Source organism: Streptomyces sp. NPDC019531 (genome assembly GCF_044903305.1).
GTDB lineage: Bacteria > Actinomycetota > Actinomycetes > Streptomycetales > Streptomycetaceae > Streptomyces.
In genome coordinates this window covers 322315-342500 of sequence record NZ_JBJDQL010000004.1, presented here as the reverse complement: position 1 = coordinate 342500, position 20186 = coordinate 322315, and the positions used below count along the sequence as shown (strand labels likewise).

Below are 20186 nucleotides of genomic sequence, written 5' to 3'. Positions count from 1 at the left end.
CGGTATGCGCGACGCCGACGGCGGCCGGTCCCGGCTGCGGGCGGCACGGCTGCGGCCCGCCGATGTCGTCCGCCTCGGCGGCACCGGACTGCGCACGCGGCCGCTGCGGGTCTTCCTCTCCGCCCTCGGTATCGCGATCGGCGTCGCCGCGATGATCGCGGTGGTCGGCATCTCGGGCTCCGGGCAGGCGGAGGTGGACCAGCGGCTGGACGCGCTCGGCACCAATCTGCTGCGCGTGGCGCCCGGCGAGTCCCTGACCGGTGAGGAGGCCGAACTGCCGGTGGAGGCCGTGCCGATGATCCGCCGGATCCCACCGGTGCGGCAGGTCGCCGCGACCGGTGCCACCGATGCCGGGGTCTACCGCAACGAACGCATCGCCGTCGGCCACACCGGTTCCCTGGAGGTCCTCGCGGCCGGTACCGGTCTGCTGCCCGCCGTCGGCGGGGAGGTCCGCAGGGGCCGCTGGCTGGACTCGGCCACCGAGGACTACCCGGCGGTCGTCCTCGGCGCCACGGCCGCCCGTCGGCTCGACGTGTACACGCCCGGCGTGCGGGTGTGGATCGGCGGCCGGTGGTTCTCGCTGGTCGGCGTCCTCGATCCGGTGCCGCTGGCCCCGGAACTCGACAGCGCCGCCCTGGTGGGCTGGCCGGCCGCCCGGACGTACCTCGGCTTCGACGGCCATCCGTCCACGGTCTACGTCCGTGCCGAGGACAGTCAGGTCACGGCGGTCCGCGGGGTCCTCGCGGCCACGGCGTACCCCGAGAAGCCGGGCGAGGTGCGGGTGTCGCGGCCCTCGGACGCGCTCGCCGCCCGCGAGGCCACCGAGTCGACGCTGACCGGGCTGCTGCTGGGCCTCGGCGGGGTCGCCCTGCTCGTCGGCGGTGTCGGGGTGGGCAACACCATGGTGATCTCGGTGCTGGAACGCCGTCCGGAGATCGGCCTGCGCCGGGCGCTCGGGGCGACCAGCGGTCAGATCCGGACCCAGTTCGTGACCGAGTCGCTGCTGCTGTCCCTCGTCGGAGGCCTCGGAGGAACCGTGCTCGGCACGCTGATCACCTCGGGATACGCCGTCAGCCGCGGCTGGCCGACGGTGGTGCCGGCGTGGGCGAGCGCGGCGGGGATCGGCTCGACGCTGGTCATCGGTGTGATCGCCGGGCTGTATCCGGCGGTCCGGGCCAGCAGGCTGTCGCCGACGGTCGCGCTGTCCGGGACGTGAGAAGAGGCGATGACATGAGAAGGGGCGGTCCCTCGCGCGCGGGACCGCCCCTGGGATCACATCATCTCGGTGCGCTCAGCGCAGCCGAGGAGCTGCTAGAAGCCGCACCAGACGGAGCTGCCACCGTCGCTCAGCAGGTCGTCACGGATCCAGCCGGTCACGCCCGTGGCGTCGTTGCGCACGAACGTCCAGCTGTAGTCGCTGCCCCAGGTGTAGCAGTGGTAGTCGAGGGCCTGGGTGTTGTAGGCGATGCCCTTGATGGCACAACCGGTGCTGGAACCGCTGCGCTCGTTGGCCCCGTTGGCGGTCTTGCCCCAGGAGCTGCCGTCCTTGTCCGAGACGGTGGTGCCGCACGAGGCGGCCGCGGACGCGGGAGTGGAGAGGGAGAGCGGAACGGCCAGGGCGACCGCCGCCAGTGCGGGAACGAGAGCTGCTTGTCTGAGCTTCATTCGGATCCCCCAATGGGTTGTTTTCCAGTCGGCGCTGCACCTGATGCCGGAGGGCATGCAAGTGAAAGCAGCGGCCTCTGCATCGCCAGGGATGCGGGAGGCGTAAGTACGATCACCGTCCAGAGGGGGGTGAAGAAATCATTCCGGCACCGACTGGCTATTTCTGATCTGTCAGTGACCAAAATCCAGCAAATTGATGCGAAAAGGGAAAGATGAGCTTCCGCCTCCGGGTCCTCGGCCTGCTCATGCTGGTCGCGATGGCAGCCACCGCGGCCACCGCCTGGCTGATCCTTCGTCAGGCGAACCGGCAGATCGAGGAGACCGTCACGGCAGGGCGGCAGGAGATCTCCCGGATCACCGGTGAACTGCGCGACTACGGATTCGCCCACGGCACCTGGGACGGGCTCTCCCCGACGGTCGCCGAGCTCGCGAAGGACACCGGCCAGCGCATCCGGGTCGCCACGGAGACCGACGGGCTGCTCGCCGACTCCGACGCCCTCGCCGGCCGTGCCCCCCGGGCGCTGAGCAGTCAGCCTGCGGTGCTGGTCGACCCGCGCCCCCAGCTGCGGTTCCCCGAGGGCCAGGTGCGGCGAATCTCCATGAAGCAGACGGTCAAGGCGATCGCCGACTACCGTGCCGCGGCGTCCTACGCGGCCTGTCTGACGCGGGCCGGTGTCCAGGTGACGGCCGGGCCGGATGCCATGGGTGTGCCCCGGATCAGCGCCGACCGCCGGACCGCGCAGTGCGCGGAGCCGACGGGGGGCCTCGATCCGCGCGCGGAACAGGACAACGCGGCGGTCCTCCAGTGCGAGTCGCAGCAGCGGTTCACGGCCTGCCTGCAACGGGTCTTCAGCGAGCGGGTCGCATCGAGCGCCCCGCCCCGACTGGAGATCCGCCTGGGCGTGCGGGACGAGTCCCCGCCGACCCTGGCCGCCGCGCCCACCACTGTCGTCGCCGCAGGGGTCGCGCTCTCGGTCATCCTGGGTGCCCTGGTCCTGAGCAGGGCGGTACTGCGTCCCGTCCGTGCCATGACGCTCGCGGCCAAGGATCTGGGCGAGGGCGACCTGGGGCGCCGGGTCCCCGTGTCGGGGCGGGACGAGATCGCCCAGCTCGGCGGGGCCTTCAACCACATGGCCGATTCCCTCCAGGCCGGCGAGGAGCGCCAGCGCCGGCTCACCGGTGACATCGCGCACGAGCTGCGCACCCCGCTGGCCAATCTGCGCGGCTACCTGGAGGCCCTGCGGGACGGGATCGTCGAGCCGACTCCCGACCTGCTCGCCTCCCTGCACGAGGAGGCGCTGCTGCAGCAGCGGATCGTGGAAGACCTGCAGGATCTTGCCCTGGCGGAGGCCGGGGCACTCACCTACCACCCCGCCGAGGTCGACCTGCGAGAGCTCCTGGAGGCCGGCCGCACGGCCCATCGCGCCCAGGCCGAGACGGCGGGCGTCGCGCTGGAGCTGGAGGCACCGGGACCGGTGACGGTGGTCGCGGACCCGGACCGGTTGCGCCAGGTCGTCGGCAACCTCGTCGGCAACGCGCTGCGGGCCACCGCGGCGGGCGGCACCGTCACTCTGGCGGTGGCCCCGCGGGGTGAACTGGCCGTGGTGGAGGTGCGGGACACCGGGCGGGGGATATCGGCCGAGGACCTGCCGCACCTCTTCGACCGCTTCTGGCGCGCGGACGCGTCGCGGGGCCGGGCGACCGGTGGCAGCGGCCTGGGACTGTCCATCGCCCGTCAGATCGTCACCGACCACCGCGGAACCATCGAGGCGCGCAGCACGGTCGGCGTGGGCACGACCTTCACGATCGTCCTGCCCGCGGCGCCGGAGACCGACGGTGGCTCAGGAGCGCGCTGAGTCCGAGGCGTCGGAGGCTTCGGCGAGGCGGTAGCCCCTGCCGTACACCGTCTCCAGCAGGCGGGGCCGCCCCGGGTCCGCCTCCAGCTTGCGGCGCAGGTTCATCACATGGGCGTCGACGGTCCGCTCAAGCACGTCCCGGTCGAAGCCGAAGACCCGCTCGATGATCTGTCGCCGGGTGAAGACGCGGCCCGGTTCCCGGGCCAGGGCCTCCAGGATGGAGAACTCCTTCGCGGTCAGCGTCACCGGCTGCCCCGCCACCCGTACCTCGAAGCGCGCGGTGTCCAGTTCCATCTCGCCGACCCGCAGTACGGCGGACTCGGGCGTGCCGCCGGCCTTTCGCGAACGGCGCAGCAGCGCCCGTACCCGAGCGGTCAGTTCGCGGGGGCTGTACGGCTTGGTGAGATAGTCGTCGGCGCCGAGGTCGAGCCCGAGGAGCATGTCCTCCTCGGTGGTGCGGGCGGTGAGCAGGAGAATCGGCACGTCCGACTCGGTGCGCAGGATGCGGCACACGTCGAGCCCGTCCACCAGCGGCAGCATGACATCGAGGATGATGAGGTCCGGCTTGGACGAACGGGCCCGATCCAGTGCGGCCCGGCCGTCGGCCACGACCTGCACCGCGTTGTCTTCTCTTTCCAGATAGATCCGGATGAGTCGAGACTGTTTTTCGTCGTCCTCGGCGACCAGAATCCGTGCGCTCATCGATTTCCCCCCAGCGAAGTCCGGCGCATTCCAGGACCGTATTACAAGGGGGCCGGGAATTCCCGTCCGGGGCCCGGCTACAGGAACAGCAGGTTCACGATCCCGAAGGAGCACGCGGCCACGATCGCCGCGGCCGGCATCGTGATGAACCAGCCGAGGATGATGTTCTTGGCGACACCCCAACGAACCGCGTTCACGCGCTTCGTGGCGCCGACGCCCATGATCGCCGAGGTGATGACGTGGGTCGTGGAGACCGGAGCCTTGAACAGGTAAGCGGTGGTGAACATGATCGCCGCACCGGTCGTCTCCGCGGCGAAGCCCTGCGGGGGGTCGAGCTCGATGATCTTCCGGCCCAGGGTGCGCATGATGCGCCAGCCGCCCGCGTAGGTGCCCAGCGACAGCATCACCGCGCAGACGATCTTCACCCAGACCGGGATCGGGTCGCCGTACGTCTCGTGGCCTGAGATCACCAGGGCCATCACCACGACACCCATGGTCTTCTGCGCGTCCTGGAGGCCGTGGCCGAGGGCCATGCCGGCCGCGGACACGGTCTGCGCTATCCGGAAGCCCCGCTTGGCCTTGTGCGGGTTGGCCCGGCGGAAGATCCACATGATCGCCGTCATCACCAGATAGCCGGCGATCAGGCCGACCACCGGGGACACGAACATCGGGATGACGACCTTGTCGAGCACACCGTGCCAGATCACGTCGGTGCCGCCCGCGAGCGCGGCCCCCACCATGCCCCCGAACAGCGCGTGCGAGGACGAGGAGGGCAGCCCGAAGTACCAGGTGACGAGGTTCCAGGTGATGGCGCCGACCAGCGCCGCGAAGAGGATCCCCATCCCCTTCGAGCCCGCCGGTGTCTCGATCAGTCCCTCACTGACCGTTTTCGCGACCCCGGACCCGAGAAACGCGCCCGCGAGGTTCATCACCGCGGCCATGGCCAGCGCGGCCCGGGGTGTGAGCGCTCGCGTCGACACCGATGTCGCGATCGCGTTCGCCGAGTCGTGGAAGCCGTTGGTGTACGTGAAGAAGAGCGCGACCAGGATGGTCACGACCAGAGCGAAGGTGTCCATGGAAGGGCTCAGGACTCCTTGACGGCGATGGTCTCCACCGTGTTCGCCACATGTTCGAAAGCGTCCGCGGCCTCTTCGAGCACGTCCACGATCTGCTTGAGCTTGAGGACCTCGATGGCTTCGTACTTGCCGTTGAAGAGCATGGCGAGCAGCTTGCGGTGGATCTGGTCGGCCTGGTTCTCCAGCCGGTTGACCTCGATCCAGTACTCGGTGAGGTTGTCCATGGTCCGCAGGTTCGGCATGGCCTCGGCGGTGAGCTCGGCGGCCCGCGCCAGCACCTCGATCTGCTGCTCGACGCCCTTGGGGAGTTCCTCGACGTTGTAGAGGACGACCAGGTCGACGGCCTCCTCCATGAAGTCCATGATGTCGTCGAGGGAGGATGCCAGGTTGTAGATGTCCTCACGGTCGAACGGCGTGATGAACGAGGAGTTCAGCTGGTGGAAGATCGCGTGAGTGGCATCGTCACCGGCGTGTTCAGCGGCCCGCATACGCTCTGCGATCTCGGCCCGGCCGGCGGTGTCCGCCCCGAGCAGTTCCATCAGGAGCTTCGAGCCCGTGACGATGTTGTCCGCGGAGGCGGCGAACATGTCGTAGAAGCTCGTCTCCCTGGGGGTCAGACGAAAGCGCACAAGGGGTCCTCGGGGTGCATCGGTTTCGGTCAGGCTGATGCTAAGTGCATCATCCGGCCACGGCTAATGGGCCGTCCCCCAGTGTCGCCCATGAGGCAGCGTGATCCGTAGGGGGGCGTGCCAAGGGCCCTATACCCAGCAAAGTTCGGTACGATATACCCGGTAGGGGTATTGATCTGGAGGACCCGATGACGACGACCGAGGCCGGCGCCACGGCGCCCTCCGAGACGGTGGCCGAAAACACCACCCACGGCTACCACAAGCACAAGGACGAACATCTCAAGCGGCTGCGCCGGATCGAGGGCCAGATCCGGGGTCTTCAGCGGATGGTCGACGAGGACGTCTACTGCATCGACATACTCACCCAGGTGTCGGCCTCCACCAAGGCCCTGCAGTCCTTCGCGCTGCAACTCCTTGAGGAACACCTGCGGCACTGCGTCGCCGACGCCGCGGTGAAGGGCGGCACCGAGATCGACGCGAAGGTCGAGGAGGCCACGAAGGCGATCGGCCGCCTGCTGCGGACCTGATCCGTACCTCGCTACGACGGGACGGGCGCCCCCGGCTCACTCGCCGGGGGCGTCCGCGCGTTCTTCGGCCACTTTCAGCACCTCGTCGATGCTCTCCAGGCTGAGCCGGTCGTCCGCGGCCGAGGCCGCGATGATCAGCTCTCCGCACAGTTCGATCTCGGCGAGGGCCACGTGGTCCTGCACCGCCGTACCGCCGACCGGAGCCACGCGCATCACCTCTTCTCTGCCGTTACCGACTTCCTAGAGTAGGGAGCGGCCTACACACCGCGCATGGCACGGACGGGCTAGTTCTTGACGCCCGTCACGGCTGCTCACCCGTCGGCGATCTCGCCGGCGTAGATGTCCCGGGCGGCCGGCAGCCGTACGTCGGCGGCCACCCCGAAGTCGTACAGCAGGGTTGTGGAGGCGACCGCGACGGTGCCCTGCTGCCTGTTGACGAAGCTGAACCGGTGGCGGATCTTGCGGATACGGCCCTGCTCGTCGAGGTAGACGTCGAAGGGCACCGCGGCCGTGGCGAACCCTTTCGCCGCCGCCGCCAGGACGCCCTTGTTGGCGCCGGAGGCACCCTTCGCCGCGGCGGCGAGGTCGGCCGTGCCCCGGTAGTGCCGCACCTCGGTCCCCGCGAGTTCGCTCGTGCCGACGTACGTCGCCGTCCTGGTCCCGCGCAGCACCTCGGCGGCGGCGAGCGGATCGGTGGCCCCACCGGTGACGAGGTTGCCGTCGGAGAGTCCTGCGGTGTCGACGCGTACCCACTTGTCGGCGGGGACGCCCGCGCCCCGGTTCTTCATGAACAGGGCACCGGGGGCGAGGAGTTCGGTGATCGGCCGGTGCCCGCTGGTACCGGCCGGGTCCTGCGGCAGCAGCACCTTCAGCCGGCCGAGCCGCTCGCGGTAGTCGTACACACCCTCGCCGCGGATGGTGACCCGGGTGCCGCCGGTCGCCATCTCCATGGACGTACGGGCCTTCGAACTGCCCGTGTCCACCAGGGTGTCGGCGGCCCGGCGCAGGGTCCCGACCGGGTCGGCATTGTGTGCGTCGTCCAGGGTGGCGCTGCCGCTCGAGCAGCCGGCGGCACCGGCCGCGAGCACCGCCGCGACGACCGCCCCGCCGGCCCGCCTGTGCTGCTGCTCTGCCATCGCCGCCTACCCCCAGCCGGTACGTCCGCCACGGACTTCCTGTCGCTGCCGTTAACGACGGGTGGGCGGGGGCCGTCACGCGCGGACTGTCCCTTACCTGGGGTGGGTAACGTTGTCGGTGTGGCGCAGCAGGACAGGATCCCCCCACCCCCTTCCGACCGACCGGCCCACCTCGCGCAGATGGTCGAACAGGGCCGTTTCTGTCTGGCCCGGTGCACCTGCGGCTGGCGCGGACCGGCACGCAGAGCCCGCAGCCTGGCACGGGCGGACGCGGAGGGGCACGTTCAGGGCTGAGCGGAGCTCATGTGTGTTCGAACACCCGGACAAGGAACTCGTCGACCAGGGCCTTGTCCCGGGGCTGGGTCAGCCGGTTCCTGGCCGCCGTCGGCGGGAGCCAGAGGATGCGGTCGACCTCGTCGTTCGGGGTGAAGGCGCCCGTGGTGGCCTCGGCCGCCCAGTAACGGACCTCCTTGGGGCGGCCGTTGGCGAAGTACTTCACGGTGGACAGTGGGGCGCCGGGATCCGCCCCGTAGCCCGTCTCCTCCCCGACCTCGCGCAGGGCGCCGGCGAGGTGGTCCTCGCCGCGCTTCAGCTTGCCCTTGGGGTGCGACCAATCGTCGTACTTCGGCCTGTGGACCAGGCAGATCTCCAGCTCTCCGTCGATCGGGGAGCGGCGCCACAGGACGCAGCCGGCTGCCTGGACGGGGGTTTCGTTGGCGTGGGTCACGTGGATGTTCGCCTCCTGGACGGGTGCCTCAGGGCGTGCCGACCGCCTGTTTCTGCCAGCACTGCTGGAACGCGAAGCGGGCCGCCTCCACCTCGTGGCGCTGGTCGGCGTGCAGCACGCCGAGGGCGTAGGCGGTGGCCGGGGCGATGCGGGGGGTGCGGGCCGCGGCCGCCGCGGCCGCCGCCGCCTCCGAGGCGTCGCGGTGGCGGTCGAGGGCCTGGCCCGCGGTGAGGAGCCGTACCTCCACCGAGGGGTTGGTGCCGCAGAGGACCTCCCCCGCGTATCTGTGCAGTCGGAGGAGGAGGCGGACCTGGTGCCAGGGGGCGTCCTGGGGGTGGGGGGACGGGTCGGGGGAGAGGCCGTGGACGAGGGCCTCGGCGTTGTAGGGGTGGCCCGCGGTGACGAGGGGGAGGGCGGTCACCGCGTCTTCCAGGCGTTCCTGGGCCGCGGTGGCCATCGGGTGGAGGTCGGTGGTGCCGGCCGTTCTCGTCAAGGGGACTTCGCTTGCGAGTACGGCGATGCTGTCGGCGACCGCGTGGAAGCGGGAGGAGCCCAGGGCCTGTAGGGCGGTTGAGTGGGCTCGGGTCCTTGCGAGGGTCAGTTGGCGGTCGAGGAGGGCGCCTGCCTTTGCCGCGCCCACTGTGAGGTTGCCGCGGTCCGGGGTGGGCGTTGAGGGGGTTCCTCCACTGGCGTTGCCACGACTGCCCGCGGCTGCGTCAGCGGACACAGCCTGCGCCGGGAACACCGCGCCCGACAGCCTGTGCAGGGCCAGCAACAGGCGTTCCAGGCGGGACTCGTACCCGTGCTCCATGCCCAACGTGCCGGACAGCCAGGCCAGTTCGGGGCGGAGGGACTCCGACCAGTCGGTGTCGAGGAGGGGGCGGAAGGTGTGGAGGCTGGCGCTGATGCGGCGGACCGAGCGGCGCAGGGCCCGGGCCGCGTCGACGGGGTCCTCCGCGCCCGGCGCCTGGGCTCCGCTTTCGCGGTGCTGGCGCAGGGCTCGGAGGAACTCCGTGGCCTGGGACCGCAGATAGCCCGCGAGGGCGTCTCCGGTCACCGGTCCGGCCAGCGGGTCCGTCGGTTCAAGGTGTTGCTGTGCCACGCCGGCGCCTCCGGGCGTCTATGAGCATCTCCTGGACGTTGCGCAGGGGTTGGCCGTCCGCGTCGGTCGCATGCCGGGTCCACTCGCCGTCCGGCCCGAGATGCCAGGACGCGGTGGTGTCGGACATGCCGGTCTCCAGCAGCCGGTTGAGGGCTGCCCGGTGGGCCGGGTCGGTGACCCGGACCAGTGCCTCGATACGGCGGTCGAGGTTGCGGTGCATCATGTCGGCGCTGCCGATCCAGACCTCGGGCTCGCCGCCGTTGCCGAAGCCGAAGACCCGGGAGTGTTCGAGGAACCGGCCGAGGATCGAGCGGACCCGGATGTTCTCGGACAGGCCGGTGACGTCCGGGCGGATCGCGCAGATGCCGCGCACCCAGACGTCGACCGGCACACCCGCCTGGGACGCGCGGTAGAGCGAGTCGATGAGCGCCTCGTCCACCATCGAGTTGACCTTGATGCGGATGAAGGCCGGACGTCCTGCGCGGTGGTGCTGGACTTCCTTGTTCACACGGGAAATGAGGCCGTCACGAAGGGACTTGGGGGCCACCAGGAGGCGGCGGTAGGTCTCGCGACGGGAGTAGCCGGACAGCCGGTTGAAGAGGTCGGAGAGGTCCGCGCCGACCTGCGGGTCGGCGGTGAGCAGGCCGAGGTCCTCGTAGAGCCGTGCCGTCTTCGGGTGGTAGTTGCCGGTGCCGACGTGGCTGTACCGCCGTAGCGTGTCGCCTTCCTGACGGACCACCAGGGACAGCTTGCAGTGGGTCTTCAGGCCGACGAGGCCGTAGACGACATGGCAGCCCGCCTCCTCCAGCTTGCGCGCCCACTTGATGTTGGCGTGCTCGTCGAAGCGTGCCTTGATCTCGACCAGGACGAGGACCTGCTTGCCGGCCTCGGCGGCGTCGATGAGGGCGTCGACGATGGGGGAGTCGCCCGAGGTGCGGTACAGGGTCTGCTTGATGGCGAGGACGTCGTCGTCCTCGGCCGCCTGCTGGAGGAAGGCCTGGACCGACGTCGAGAAGGAGTCGTAGGGGTGGTGCAGCAGCACGTCACGGGTGCGCAGGGCGGCGAAGATGTCCGGCGAGGACGCCGACTCGACCTCGGCCAGGTCGCGGTGGACGCCCGCGACGAACTTGCGGTACTTCAGCTCGGGGCGGTCGAGGCCCGCGATGCGGAAGAGGCCGGTGAGGTCGAGCGGACCGGGCAGCGGGTACACCTCCGCCTCGGAGATCTTCAGTTCGCGCACGAGCAGGTCGAGGACCTCGCGGTCGATGGACTCCTCGACCTCCAGGCGCACCGGCGGGCCGAAGCGGCGCCGCATGAGCTCCCTCTCCAGGGCCTGGAGGAGGTTCTCGGCGTCGTCCTCCTCGACCTCCAGGTCCTCGTTGCGGGTGACCCGGAAGGTGTGGTGCTCAAGGACCTCCATGCCCGGGAAGAGCTCTTCCAGGTGGGCGCCGATGACGTCCTCGATGGGGACGTACCGGCCGGTGGAGGACTCCAGGAAGCGGGAGAGCAGCGGCGGGACCTTGACCCGGGCGAAGTGGCGCTTGCCGTTGACCGGGTTGCGCACGATGACGGCCAGGTTCAGGGACAGGCCCGAGATGTACGGGAAGGGGTGCGCCGGGTCGACCGCGAGGGGGGTAAGGACCGGGAAGATCTGGTGGCGGAACAGGGTGAAGAGGCGGGCCTGTTCCTTCTCCTGGAGTTCGTTCCAGCGGACCAGGTGTATGCCCTCTTCGGCCAGGGCGGGGGCGATGTCCTCGTGATAGCAGGCGGCGTGCCGGGCCATCAGCTCGCGGGAGCGGGCCCAGATCATCTCCAGCACTTCGCGCGGCTGGAGGCCGGAGGCGGAGCGGGTGGCCACGCCGGTGGCGATACGGCGCTTCAGTCCAGCCACCCGGACCATGAAGAACTCGTCCAGGTTGCTGGCGAAGATCGCGAGGAAGTTGGCGCGCTCCAGGAGGGGCGTGTTCGGGTCCTCGGCGAGTTCAAGGACGCGTTCGTTGAACGCGAGCCAGCTGCGCTCCCGGTCGAGGAAACGGCCCTGCGGGAGCTGCGGGGCACCGTCGGCCTGGGTCTCCTCGTACGCGTCGAGATCGGCGTCGAGGTCGGGTTCCAGATCGGAGACGGTGGCCGACACGGTGTGCGGTCGGTGCGCGGCTATGGAGCCCACGGAGGGCTGGACGTGCTGGACCTCTGCCTGGGTGTTCGACTGGCTCATGGCCCCATTCTTCCGCGCCACGAGCGAAACGGGCGCGTCGGAGAGCGCGAGCGGAAGCACGGCGGCGACCGGGGAGGTGGCCGGGGAGTCGACCGGGGCGTTCCCGTTCCCCGCGGACCCCTCGGGCGGCGGCGAAGGCTCTGGCACGGCGGGCTTCATTCGGTGAGCGTCGCAAGCCCGTCTGAACCAATGGTTACGGCGACATGGCGTGCGGGATATCGGGGGACGGCTCCCGGAGGTCTACGGGCCGGGTCTGTGCGTGCTTTGTCGTGCTGGGGGAGGTGTGGGCGGGTGCCGGGCTGTGCTGTGGTCGGTGGGCGGTGGCGGTGGGTGCGGTGAGGGCGGGAACGGAGGGCGGGATCGGAGGGCGGGAACGGAGGGGACTCGGGGTGCCCGCACAGCCGGGCCGGGCCGGGGGCCTCCCTCGGCCGAGGGGGCTGCGTTTCGAGGTGTTACGCGGTGTTACGCGGTGTGGCGGGCGGTGCGCGGTGGGCGGTGGTGGCGGGGGTGACTCCCGGTCGCCCCTACCTCTGAACCAGGCCCGGTCCTGCTGGGGGGCTTGCGGTGCGAGGGATTGCGTGGTGTGGCGGTGCGGTGGGTCCTGGGCGGTGTGGGGCCCGCTGGCCTGCACGTCTGAGCCGAGTTCCCCCCTCCCGCCGAGGGGCCGGTCCGAGGTGTTACGCGGTGCGGCGGCGCAGTAGCCAGAACGCGGTCGTGGTCGTGAGTGCGGCGGCCGCGAGGACGATGCCGGTCTCGACGAGGTGCATCGGCCAGAACTGCGACGGGGAGTGATAGGTGCCGCCGCGGGTCTGCCACAGGTCGGCGGAAGGTTTGGCGTTGCCCACCGTGGGCCAGAAGTCCTCGCGGTGCCGCTCGATGGAGCGGTTGAGCACGATCATCGCGGCGACGGCGACCCCGAGGGCCGGCAGCGATCGCCGGATGACCAGCCCGGCGAGGGCGCCGACCGCGAGCGCGCACAGGCCGTACGCCACCACGGCCGGGCCACGTACCGCGAACACGTCTGGGAAGCTCCAGTTGTCGCCCATCAAATCCCGGTGCGCCGACCAGGCCCAGCGGTAGGCGGGGACGAACAGCGCGCCGCCGAGGACGATCAGTACGGCCGGCACGGCGAGCTTGACGGCCAGCCAGCGGGTGGGTGTGACGGACTGCGTCCAGGCCAGCCGCGCGGTGCCGGACTCCAGTTCGCGGCCGATCAGCGCACCGCCCGACCAGGCGGCGACTGCCCAGAAGCTGTAGTACATGAACGTGCTGATCCAGCCCATGGCGTTGCTGTAGCCGTGCCACTGGGCGAGGGCGCAGAGGCTCCCACTGTTCCTCGGACAGGCGGCCTGCGCCGCGTGCACCGAGTCGGCGGTGACCTCGGTCAGCCACACCAGGTAGCCCACGGAGCCGAGGACGAAGACGGCCCACACGATCAGCGCGGGGCGGTGCAGCCGCAGCACGGTCCGGGTGAGTCCCTTCGGCACGATGGCCGGGGTGGCCGCGACGGCGCTCATACGGTCGCCGCCCGCCTGCGCAGGACGCCGAACGCGAGGGCGACGGCGAGTGCGGTGAGCGCCAGCAGGATGCCGGTCTCCAGCAGCTGGCGGGGCCAGTAGTCGGAGGACGGCAGGTACTCGCGGGTGAAGCGGACGATGTCGTGCCGCGCGAGGCAGGCCTTGTTCGTGTAGCACCCGGGGTCGGCGATCTCGGCGCCGGTGGAGGTGACCGCGTGGCTGCGGGAGCGCAGCTCCGGCTGCTCGTAGCGGCCCTGGAAGGGCCAGTGGTTGCCGCGGAACGCGTAGACCAGGAAGTACGCGAACCCGCTGAAGGCCAGCGCGGGCAGCGTGCGGCGCACGGCGAGGCCGATCAGCGCGCCGAGCGCGAGACCCAGCAGCGGGGCGGCGACGGTGGCCGGGCCGAGCGAGAAGTAGAGGGAACGCGGGCCGATACCGGCGATCAGCAGGTTGCTGTGGGCGGACCACAGCAGCCGGTACAGCACGGTCAGCAGACCGGTGCCCACGACGATGAAGGCGGCCGGCACGGCGAGTTTCACGGCGAGCCAGCGCGCGGGCGAGAAGGACTGGGTCCAGGCCAACTGTGCGGTGCCGCTCTCCAGTTCACGGGCGATCAGCGGGCCGCCGGCGAACAGGGCGACGGCGAAGGAGGCCAGGGTGATCAGCGCGTCGGGGTCGTAGAAGAGGTCGTTGTACGCGCCCGAGGTGAAGTAGAGGAGCGTGTCCGAGGAATAGGCGGCCTCCATGACCCCGCCGCCGTAGCCGAACCGCTCCAGCTGCCGAGCGGTGTCGTCGGCGCCGGGGCCGGTCAGCCACAGCAGCATGGTCGCGGTGATCGCCACGAAGGCGAGCCAGATCCACAGAGCGGTGCGGTGCAGGCGCAGGACGGTGCGGACCGGGCCGCGCGGGGCCTGTCGCACAGCCGGTGGGGCTTCTTTGAGGGTCGCGGTGCTCATGCCGTCACCGCCTCGGGGGCCGCGGTGGTGCCCGGGGTGAGCAGGGCGGGAGCCTCCGGGGCGCGGAGGTGGGCGAGCAGCAGTTCCTCCAGTGAGGGTGCCTCGGTCGCCCAGCCCTCGCCGACCGGGCCGTCGCGGCGGATCAGGGCGGTCAGGCCGCGGCCCGCCGTACGGGACTCGATCACTGTGTGCGGGGCCAGGTCGGCGGGGGTGCCGCGGCCCGTCACCAGGGTGTGTGCGGCGAGCAGGTCGTCGATGCCGCCGCCGAGCCTGACCCGGCCGCCGCCCAGGAGCAGCAGGTGGTCGCAGGCGTCGGCGAGCTCGGCCACGATGTGCGAGGACATCAGCACGGTGGTGCCGCGCTCGGCGGCGTCCGCCATCAGGGTGCCCATCAGTTCGTGCCGGGCGAGCGGGTCGAGGTCGGCCATCGGCTCGTCGAGGAGCATCAGGTCGGGCCGCTTGCCGAGCGCGAGGGCGAGGGCGACCCGGGTGCGCTGGCCGCCGGAGAGCCCGCGGATGCGGGAGCGCGGGTCCAGGTCGCCCTGCTCGACGATCCGGGCGGCGCGGGCGGCGTCCCAGCGGTCCGGGTTGAGCCCGGCGCCCATGCGCAGGGTCTCGGCGACGGTCAGCTGCGGGTACAGCGGCTTGTTCTGGGCGAGGTAGGCGGTCCGGTCGCGGGCCGCGCCGGGCACCCCGCCGAGGACGGCGAGCCTGCCGGCGGTGGGCCGGAGCAGGCCGGCGGCTATCGCGAGGAGGGTGGACTTCCCGGCTCCGTTGGGGCCGACCAGTGCGCTGATACGGCCCGTGGGGAGCCGGAAGGAGCAGCCGTCGAGGGCGGCGGCCCGCCTGCCGTACCGCTTGCCCAGGCCGGACGCCTCCAGGGCGACGGCCGGGGTGGTGCTGGTGGAACTCACTGGTCCCCCTTCGGGAAGTGCTCATCGAGTACGGCGGTGAAGAACGCGTCGACGTCCTCGCGCCCCAGGCCCGCGGACCGGGCGCGCTTGGCCCAGTCGTCGAGCTCGGCGCGCAGGGGGGTGTCGGCGGCCTGGACACCGGCGCCGAGCGTCCTGCGCACGAAGGTGCCGAGGCCGCGCCGGGCCTCGACCAGGCCCTCGCGCTCCAGTTCGCGGTACGCCTTGAGCACGGTGTTCGGGTTGATGGCGGTGGCCTCCACGACCTCACGGGCCGTGGGGAGCTTGTCGCCGGGTTCGAGGAGGCCCAGTCGTAGGGCCTGCTTGGTCTGCTGGACGATCTGCACGTAGGTGGCGACGCCGGAGCGCCGGTCGATGCGGTACTCGACCACGCGGACAACCACCCTTTCACTAATTGAGTAGTGAAAGGGTGATGGAAGGTGGCCGCGAAAGTCAAGGGTGGTTTCTTTGTCGCCGGGTGAACCGGTCGGCGGGGGCCGTCCGATGAAGGGGCGTGAGGGAAACGAGAAGCGACGGGGATCTGCTGCGGGCCATCGCCGCGGACGCGGACCGGCGTGCCTTCGAGGAGCTGTACCGGCGGTACGCGCCCTGGCTGCTGGCCCGGCTGCGCGGCCGGTGCGCGGATCCGGGCCTGGTCGACGACGTCGTACAGGAGACGTTCCTCGCGGTGTGGCGGGGGACGGCCAAGTACCGCGAGGGGGGCGATGTGGCCGGGTGGCTGTGGCGGATCGGCTCACGGCGGCTGATCGACGCGCTGCGCGGCGACGGGGCGCGGGGGCGGCTCAGGCAGGCCCTGTCCCGCCTGCGGCACCGGGACGAGGCGTCCGCGGAGGAACGCGTGCTCGCGGGGGTGGAGCACGGGGACCTCGCGGGCGCCCTCGTCCGGCTCTCACCGGAGCTGCGGGCGGTCCTCCAGGCGACGGTCATCGACGGCCTGACCACCCGAGAGGCCGCCGTCCTGCTGGGCATCCCGCCGGGCACGGTCAAGACCCGGGCGATGCGGGCCCGGAAGCAGCTGAGGGAGGCGCTGACGTGAGGACGGACGTACGACGGCGGGGCCGAACGCAGAGCAGGCTGAACCGACCCCGGAACCGACCCCGGAACCGACCGCAGGGCCCGGTACAGGGACGAGTGAAGGAGGTGGCGGCATGAGTTGGCATGTGGCTGAGGAAGATCTACGGGCTTACGCCCAGGGCGAGTTGGCCGCCCCGCTGCTCTGGTCCGCCGATACCCATCTCGCCGTCTGTGCCGAGTGCCGGGCCGTGCTCGCCGGGGTCAGCGATCCGGGCGTGGTCGAGGCCGGGTGGGAGCGGCTGGACGCCGAGATGGACGCGCCTCGGACGGGGTGGTTCGAGGCGTTGCTGACACGGGTCGGGATCGCCGACCACACCGCGCGGCTGCTCACGGCCACACCGGTGCTCAGGCGCTCCTGGCTGGCGGCCGTGATGTTCCTGCTGCTGGCCACGGTCGGCGCGGTGCACACGGCCGGCTCGCCGACCCTGTTCCTCGCCCTCGCCCCGCTGCTGCCGCTGGCCGGCGTGGCGCTGTCCTACGGTCCGACGCTCGACCCGACCTACGAGATGGCGGTCGTCGCGCCCATGCACGGCTTCCGGCTGCTGATGATCCGTACGCTCGCCGTGCTGGCCGCGGGCCTCGGCCTCAACGGTCTTGCCACCCTCGCCCTGCCCGGCTACGGCCTGCGCGCGCTCGCCTGGCTGCTGCCCGCGCTCGCCCTCACCTCGACCGGCCTCGCGCTCACCCCCCGGCTCGGCCCGGTGCTCGCGCCGTCCCTGGTCGGCGGCGCCTGGATCGCCGTACTCCTCGTCGCGCAGGCCGCGCAGCAGACGTCCGCCGACCCGCTCGCGCCGTTCACCGCGGCCGGGCAGGGCGTGGCCGGGGCGGTCGCCGCGCTCGGCGCCGGGCTGCTCTTCCTTCTCCGTGACCGCTTCGACCTCTTCAACGGGAGCGCCGAATGACCGCCACCGTCTCCGCCTCCGGGCTCGGCCTGCGCTACGGCGGCACCCGCGCCCTCGACGACGTGTCGCTGCGGCTGACCCCGGGCGTGACCGGCCTGCTCGGGCCCAACGGGGCCGGAAAGACCACCCTGCTCCGGGTGCTCGCCACCTCCGTGCCCGCCGACCGGGGCTCCTTCACCGTCCTCGGCAACGACCCCGGCACCTCACGCGGCCGCCAGGAGGTCCGCCGTTCGCTCGGCTATCTGCCCCAGACCCCGGGCCTGCACCCGGACTTCAGCGCCTTCGAGTTCGTCGACTACGTGGCGATCCTCAAGGAGCTCACCGACCGCACCGCCCGCCACCGCGAGGTGCGCCGGGTCCTGGAGGAGGTCGACCTCGGGGACGTCCGGAGCCGCCGTATCAAGAAACTGTCCGGCGGGATGCGGCAGCGGGTCGCGCTGGCCGCCGCCCTCGTCGGTGACCCCGGCTTCCTCGTCCTCGACGAGCCGACCGTCGGCCTCGACCCCGAACAGCGCATGCGCTTCCGGGAGTTGATCGCCGAGGCCGGGGAGGGCCGGACGGTCCTGCTGTCCACCCACCAGACCGAGGACGTGGCGATGCTCTGCCACCGCGTCCTGGTGATGGCCGGCGGCCGCATCCTCTTCGAGGGCACCCCCGCCGAACTCACCGCCCGCGCGGCCGGCCGGGTCTGGAGCAGCACGGAACGCGCCCCGGACGCGAAGGCCGGCTGGCGCACCGGCGCCGGCTCCTTCCGCAACGTCGGCGACCCGCCCACCGGTGCCGACCTCCTCGAACCCACCCTGGAGGACGGCTACTTGCTCACCCTCGACGACGCGGGCACGGGCGCGGGGGTGGCGGCCGCGTGAGCCTGGCGACGGAGACGGCGGCCGAGTCCGCCGCCGTACCCCAGGACGATCCGCGGCGATCGTGGGCGGCCGTGTTCGCGCTCGCCCGCTTCGAAGCACGTGATCTGCTGCGATACATCCCGGTGCTGGCGACCGTCCTGCTGTACATCGGCTACACCGCCTGGACGCTGTTCCACGAGAGCGACGGCATGGACGCCTTCCCGGCCCTCCAGAACGTCGACCGCGACACCCAGAGCGGGCCCCTGCTCCTCGGGATCGCCCTGTTCGTGTGCGTCAACCGGTGCGCCCTGCGGTCCCGTCGGCGCGGTACCGACCGGCAGTTCGACGTGCTGGTCATGGAGCCGTGGCGGCGGACGGTCGCGCATGTGCTGTCGGTCGTGCCCTACGCCCTGCTCACCGCGCTGGTCGTGCTCGGCGAGTTCACCCGGCAGGCGCTCCGGCCGGGCGCGGTGGGCCACGGCTCACCGGCCGAACTGGCCGTCGGCCCCCTGTACGTGCTGCTGTGCGGCGCGCTCGGTGTGCTGCTCGCCCGGCTGGTCCCGACCACGTTCGCGGCACCGCTCGGTGTGATCGCCCTCTTCGTCCTCGGCGTGCTCGTCTCCGCGGGCACCGGCGGCGCGGAATGGTCGCGTTGGCTGTCGCCGATCGTGGCCGAGACGAGCAGTACCACGGTGCTTCCCTCGGACCTCGTCGGCCGCCCCGCCGCCTGGCACGCGCTGTATCTGACCGGGCTGCTCCTGCTGTTGGTGCTTGGCGCGGTCCTGGCGAGCGGCGGCAGCACGCGGGTCATGAAGGCCGCGTCGGCGGGCGCGCTCGCGCTGACGCTGGCCGGAGTGGTGGGCCAGTCCGGAGGAGTGTCACCGGAGTTGACGGCCGCCCGCGAACAGGCCTCGGTCGCCCCGCAGAAGGACCAGTCCTGCGGGAGGCGCGGCGGTTCGACGTACTGCGCCTTCCCCGAGTGGAGCGGCCGCGCGGTCGCCTGGGCACAGGTCGTGGACCGGGTCCAGGCCCTGGCCGGCGGTACGGCCGCCCGGCGGCCCCTTCTCGTACGGCAGCGGGTCGAGGCCCGTGGCGGCCTGACCGGCGATTCGGCGATCGATCCGCTCGGTACCCCGGACCAGGTGACCGTGGGCACCCGGTGGGGCGGCAACCGGGTGCCCGAGTTCGCGGTCGGCGTGGCCTATGTGCTGGTCGCCGGTGACGAGTCGAAGGGCGGTGAGCTGTGCGACGGGCGGGTGGTCACCGCGATGTGGCTGGCCCTGGGCGGGGACTCCCACCCGATGGCCGACCTCGCGCACCTCCGCCTCGACGACAGTGTCACCGGGGCCGCGGTCGTTCTCGCCCCGACCGACGGGCTCGCCATGTCGGCCGGACAGACCGATGTCGTACGGGAGTTGCTGGCACGACCGCGGGCCGAGGTGACGGCGTCCGTGAAGCGGCACTGGTCCCGGCTGACGGCTTCGGGGGTGTCGACGGTTCAGGTGGCCCGGCTGCTGGGGGTCGAGGTGCCGAAGGGGGCGAAGGACTGTGAGGAGTGACGGGGGCGCCCGGAGGGCGCTGATGACGGCCGTGGCGCGCACCGTGCCGTGGCGGGCGGTCGGCGCCGGGGCCGTCGTAGGGCTGCTGGTCGTAGGTCTGCCACGGCTGCTGTCCGGCCCGCCCGACGCGTGGCTCGGCCTCACCCTCCTCCGGGCCGCGGCTCTTGTCTTCGCCCTCGGGCTGACCTTCCTCCTGGACGACCCGGCCCGGCACGTCACCACCCCTGTACCGACCCGGCGCTGGGTCCGGACCGGGCTCCGGGTCGCGCTGGTGTCCCCGGTCGCCGCACTGTGGTGGACGGCCGCGCTGGCCCTGCTGCCGCGTCAGGCGCGGCCGCCCTTCGGCGCCGTCACCCTGGAGGCCGCGGCGACGGCCGTCCTCGCGCTGGCCGCCGCGGCCCTCACGGTCCGCTTCACCGACGAACCCGAGCCGGGCCCCTCGGTGGCGGCGGCCCTGCTGACCCTCGCGGTGCTCGTCCCGCTGTTCCTGCCGGCCCGCTGGGACCTGTTCGCGGCGGTGGGGAGCCCGGGGTGGGAGGCGGCCCATGTCCGGTGGGCGGTGGTGCTCGGGTGCGCGGTCCTCATCTGGGGGCTGTGCGCTCCGGAGCCGGTGCGGCGCCGGACCATCAGGAACCGACCGCCGAGGCGCCCCCGCATGTCGTCTGCCTGACCCGGGGTCGGCATGGTGCCCCGCATGTCGTTTGCCTGATCCGGGCGGTGCCTTGGCCGGACCGGCGCGGTGGCCCTGGCACGTCGTCTGCCTGAC

The 20186-nt window shown here is 71.8% G+C and carries 21 protein-coding genes; 8 read left to right on the top strand and 13 right to left on the bottom strand.

What is annotated here, in order from left to right; translation table 11 throughout:
- Positions 1-4 precede the first annotated feature (4 nt).
- The gene (locus ACI2L1_RS07895; protein WP_404738459.1) at positions 5-1216 is read left to right on the top strand and encodes an ABC transporter permease; all 1212 of its coding nucleotides are present in this window, start codon (positions 5-7) and stop codon (positions 1214-1216) included.
- A gap of 95 nt (positions 1217-1311) precedes the next feature.
- Here the strand turns inward: ACI2L1_RS07895 and ACI2L1_RS07890 are convergent, their stop codons facing one another.
- Positions 1312-1665, bottom strand: coding sequence for an SH3 domain-containing protein (locus ACI2L1_RS07890; RefSeq protein WP_404738426.1), 354 nt, complete (start codon positions 1663-1665; stop codon positions 1312-1314).
- A gap of 212 nt (positions 1666-1877) precedes the next feature.
- Between ACI2L1_RS07890 and ACI2L1_RS07885 the strand changes: the two genes are divergently transcribed.
- The gene (locus tag ACI2L1_RS07885; RefSeq protein ID WP_404738425.1) at positions 1878-3521 is read left to right on the top strand and encodes a sensor histidine kinase; all 1644 of its coding nucleotides are present in this window, start codon (positions 1878-1880) and stop codon (positions 3519-3521) included.
- Here ACI2L1_RS07885 and ACI2L1_RS07880 read toward each other — a convergent pair.
- From ACI2L1_RS07880 to ACI2L1_RS07870, 3 genes are all read right to left on the bottom strand, one after another.
- Complete coding sequence (locus ACI2L1_RS07880; protein WP_404738424.1) at positions 3507-4223, bottom strand: response regulator transcription factor; 717 nt, start codon at positions 4221-4223, stop codon at positions 3507-3509. The two genes, ACI2L1_RS07885 and ACI2L1_RS07880, sit on opposite strands and share 15 nt — an antisense overlap.
- Before the next feature lie 77 nt (positions 4224-4300).
- Positions 4301-5299, bottom strand: coding sequence for an anion permease (locus tag ACI2L1_RS07875; protein ID WP_404738423.1), 999 nt, complete (start codon positions 5297-5299; stop codon positions 4301-4303).
- Positions 5300-5307: 8 nt separating this feature from the next.
- Positions 5308-5928 carry a DUF47 domain-containing protein gene (locus ACI2L1_RS07870; protein WP_030043659.1) on the bottom strand — a complete coding sequence of 207 codons (621 nt, stop codon included), beginning with the start codon at positions 5926-5928 and terminating at the stop codon, positions 5308-5310.
- A 188-nt stretch (positions 5929-6116) separates the two neighbouring features.
- Between ACI2L1_RS07870 and ACI2L1_RS07865 the strand changes: the two genes are divergently transcribed.
- Complete coding sequence (locus tag ACI2L1_RS07865; protein WP_404738422.1) at positions 6117-6455, top strand: metal-sensitive transcriptional regulator; 339 nt, start codon at positions 6117-6119, stop codon at positions 6453-6455.
- Between the two features lie 36 nt (positions 6456-6491).
- Here the strand turns inward: ACI2L1_RS07865 and ACI2L1_RS07860 are convergent, their stop codons facing one another.
- From ACI2L1_RS07860 to ACI2L1_RS07820, 9 genes are all read right to left on the bottom strand, one after another.
- A complete protein-coding gene (locus ACI2L1_RS07860; RefSeq protein ID WP_404738421.1) occupies positions 6492-6668 on the bottom strand; it encodes a hypothetical protein in 177 nt (58 codons plus the stop codon).
- A 98-nt stretch (positions 6669-6766) separates the two neighbouring features.
- Complete coding sequence (locus ACI2L1_RS07855) at positions 6767-7591, bottom strand: hypothetical protein (RefSeq protein WP_404738420.1); 825 nt, start codon at positions 7589-7591, stop codon at positions 6767-6769.
- A 301-nt stretch (positions 7592-7892) separates the two neighbouring features.
- Positions 7893-8318: an NUDIX hydrolase gene (locus tag ACI2L1_RS07850; protein ID WP_404738419.1), complete on the bottom strand. Its 426-nt coding sequence runs from the start codon at positions 8316-8318 to the stop codon at positions 7893-7895.
- Between the two features lie 28 nt (positions 8319-8346).
- Complete coding sequence (locus tag ACI2L1_RS07845) at positions 8347-9420, bottom strand: CHAD domain-containing protein (RefSeq protein WP_404738418.1); 1074 nt, start codon at positions 9418-9420, stop codon at positions 8347-8349.
- The gene (locus tag ACI2L1_RS07840; protein ID WP_404738417.1) at positions 9401-11635 is read right to left on the bottom strand and encodes an RNA degradosome polyphosphate kinase; all 2235 of its coding nucleotides are present in this window, start codon (positions 11633-11635) and stop codon (positions 9401-9403) included. Before ACI2L1_RS07840 ends, ACI2L1_RS07845 begins: the two co-directional genes overlap by 20 nt.
- Positions 11636-12312: 677 nt before the next feature.
- Positions 12313-13152, bottom strand: coding sequence for a hypothetical protein (locus tag ACI2L1_RS07835; RefSeq protein WP_404738416.1), 840 nt, complete (start codon positions 13150-13152; stop codon positions 12313-12315).
- Positions 13149-14108 (bottom strand): hypothetical protein, encoded by a 960-nt coding sequence (locus ACI2L1_RS07830; protein ID WP_404738415.1) that lies wholly within the window; start codon positions 14106-14108, stop codon positions 13149-13151. The genes ACI2L1_RS07835 and ACI2L1_RS07830 overlap by 4 nt, the downstream gene beginning before the upstream one ends.
- A complete protein-coding gene (locus ACI2L1_RS07825) occupies positions 14105-15022 on the bottom strand; it encodes an ABC transporter ATP-binding protein (RefSeq protein ID WP_404738414.1) in 918 nt (305 codons plus the stop codon). The genes ACI2L1_RS07830 and ACI2L1_RS07825 overlap by 4 nt, the downstream gene beginning before the upstream one ends.
- Complete coding sequence (locus ACI2L1_RS07820; RefSeq protein WP_062051885.1) at positions 15019-15411, bottom strand: GntR family transcriptional regulator; 393 nt, start codon at positions 15409-15411, stop codon at positions 15019-15021. The genes ACI2L1_RS07825 and ACI2L1_RS07820 overlap by 4 nt, the downstream gene beginning before the upstream one ends.
- Positions 15412-15533: 122 nt before the next feature.
- Between ACI2L1_RS07820 and ACI2L1_RS07815 the strand changes: the two genes are divergently transcribed.
- From ACI2L1_RS07815 to ACI2L1_RS07795, 5 genes are all read left to right on the top strand, one after another.
- Positions 15534-16076, top strand: coding sequence for an RNA polymerase sigma factor (locus ACI2L1_RS07815; protein WP_404738413.1), 543 nt, complete (start codon positions 15534-15536; stop codon positions 16074-16076).
- A 112-nt stretch (positions 16077-16188) separates the two neighbouring features.
- Positions 16189-17016, top strand: a complete 828-nt coding sequence (locus ACI2L1_RS07810) for a zf-HC2 domain-containing protein (protein ID WP_404738412.1) — start codon at positions 16189-16191, stop codon at positions 17014-17016.
- Complete coding sequence (locus ACI2L1_RS07805) at positions 17013-17882, top strand: ABC transporter ATP-binding protein (RefSeq protein WP_404738411.1); 870 nt, start codon at positions 17013-17015, stop codon at positions 17880-17882. The genes ACI2L1_RS07810 and ACI2L1_RS07805 overlap by 4 nt, the downstream gene beginning before the upstream one ends.
- Positions 17879-19420, top strand: coding sequence for an ABC transporter permease (locus ACI2L1_RS07800; RefSeq protein WP_404738410.1), 1542 nt, complete (start codon positions 17879-17881; stop codon positions 19418-19420). Before ACI2L1_RS07805 ends, ACI2L1_RS07800 begins: the two co-directional genes overlap by 4 nt.
- 22 nt (positions 19421-19442) lie before the next feature.
- Positions 19443-20090, top strand: a complete 648-nt coding sequence (locus tag ACI2L1_RS07795) for an ABC transporter (RefSeq protein WP_404738409.1) — start codon at positions 19443-19445, stop codon at positions 20088-20090.
- Positions 20091-20186: the final 96 nt, after the last annotated feature.

Coding starts and splice junctions, on each gene's coding strand:
- ACI2L1_RS07835 (WP_404738416.1), bottom strand. CDS start 13,152: ATGAGCGCCGTCGCGGCCACCCCGGCCATCGTGCCGAAGGGACTCACC.
- ACI2L1_RS07865 (WP_404738422.1), top strand. CDS start 6,117: ATGACGACGACCGAGGCCGGCGCCACGGCGCCCTCCGAGACGGTGGCC.
- ACI2L1_RS07840 (WP_404738417.1), bottom strand. CDS start 11,635: ATGAGCCAGTCGAACACCCAGGCAGAGGTCCAGCACGTCCAGCCCTCC.
- ACI2L1_RS07895 (WP_404738459.1), top strand. CDS start 5: ATGCGCGACGCCGACGGCGGCCGGTCCCGGCTGCGGGCGGCACGGCTG.
- ACI2L1_RS07880 (WP_404738424.1), bottom strand. CDS start 4,223: ATGAGCGCACGGATTCTGGTCGCCGAGGACGACGAAAAACAGTCTCGA.
- ACI2L1_RS07805 (WP_404738411.1), top strand. CDS start 17,013: ATGACCGCCACCGTCTCCGCCTCCGGGCTCGGCCTGCGCTACGGCGGC.
- ACI2L1_RS07855 (WP_404738420.1), bottom strand. CDS start 7,591: ATGGCAGAGCAGCAGCACAGGCGGGCCGGCGGGGCGGTCGTCGCGGCG.
- ACI2L1_RS07830 (WP_404738415.1), bottom strand. CDS start 14,108: ATGAGCACCGCGACCCTCAAAGAAGCCCCACCGGCTGTGCGACAGGCC.
- ACI2L1_RS07885 (WP_404738425.1), top strand. CDS start 1,878: ATGAGCTTCCGCCTCCGGGTCCTCGGCCTGCTCATGCTGGTCGCGATG.
- ACI2L1_RS07890 (WP_404738426.1), bottom strand. CDS start 1,665: ATGAAGCTCAGACAAGCAGCTCTCGTTCCCGCACTGGCGGCGGTCGCC.
- ACI2L1_RS07810 (WP_404738412.1), top strand. CDS start 16,189: ATGAGTTGGCATGTGGCTGAGGAAGATCTACGGGCTTACGCCCAGGGC.
- ACI2L1_RS07795 (WP_404738409.1), top strand. CDS start 19,443: ATGACGGCCGTGGCGCGCACCGTGCCGTGGCGGGCGGTCGGCGCCGGG.
- ACI2L1_RS07875 (WP_404738423.1), bottom strand. CDS start 5,299: ATGGACACCTTCGCTCTGGTCGTGACCATCCTGGTCGCGCTCTTCTTC.
- ACI2L1_RS07860 (WP_404738421.1), bottom strand. CDS start 6,668: ATGCGCGTGGCTCCGGTCGGCGGTACGGCGGTGCAGGACCACGTGGCC.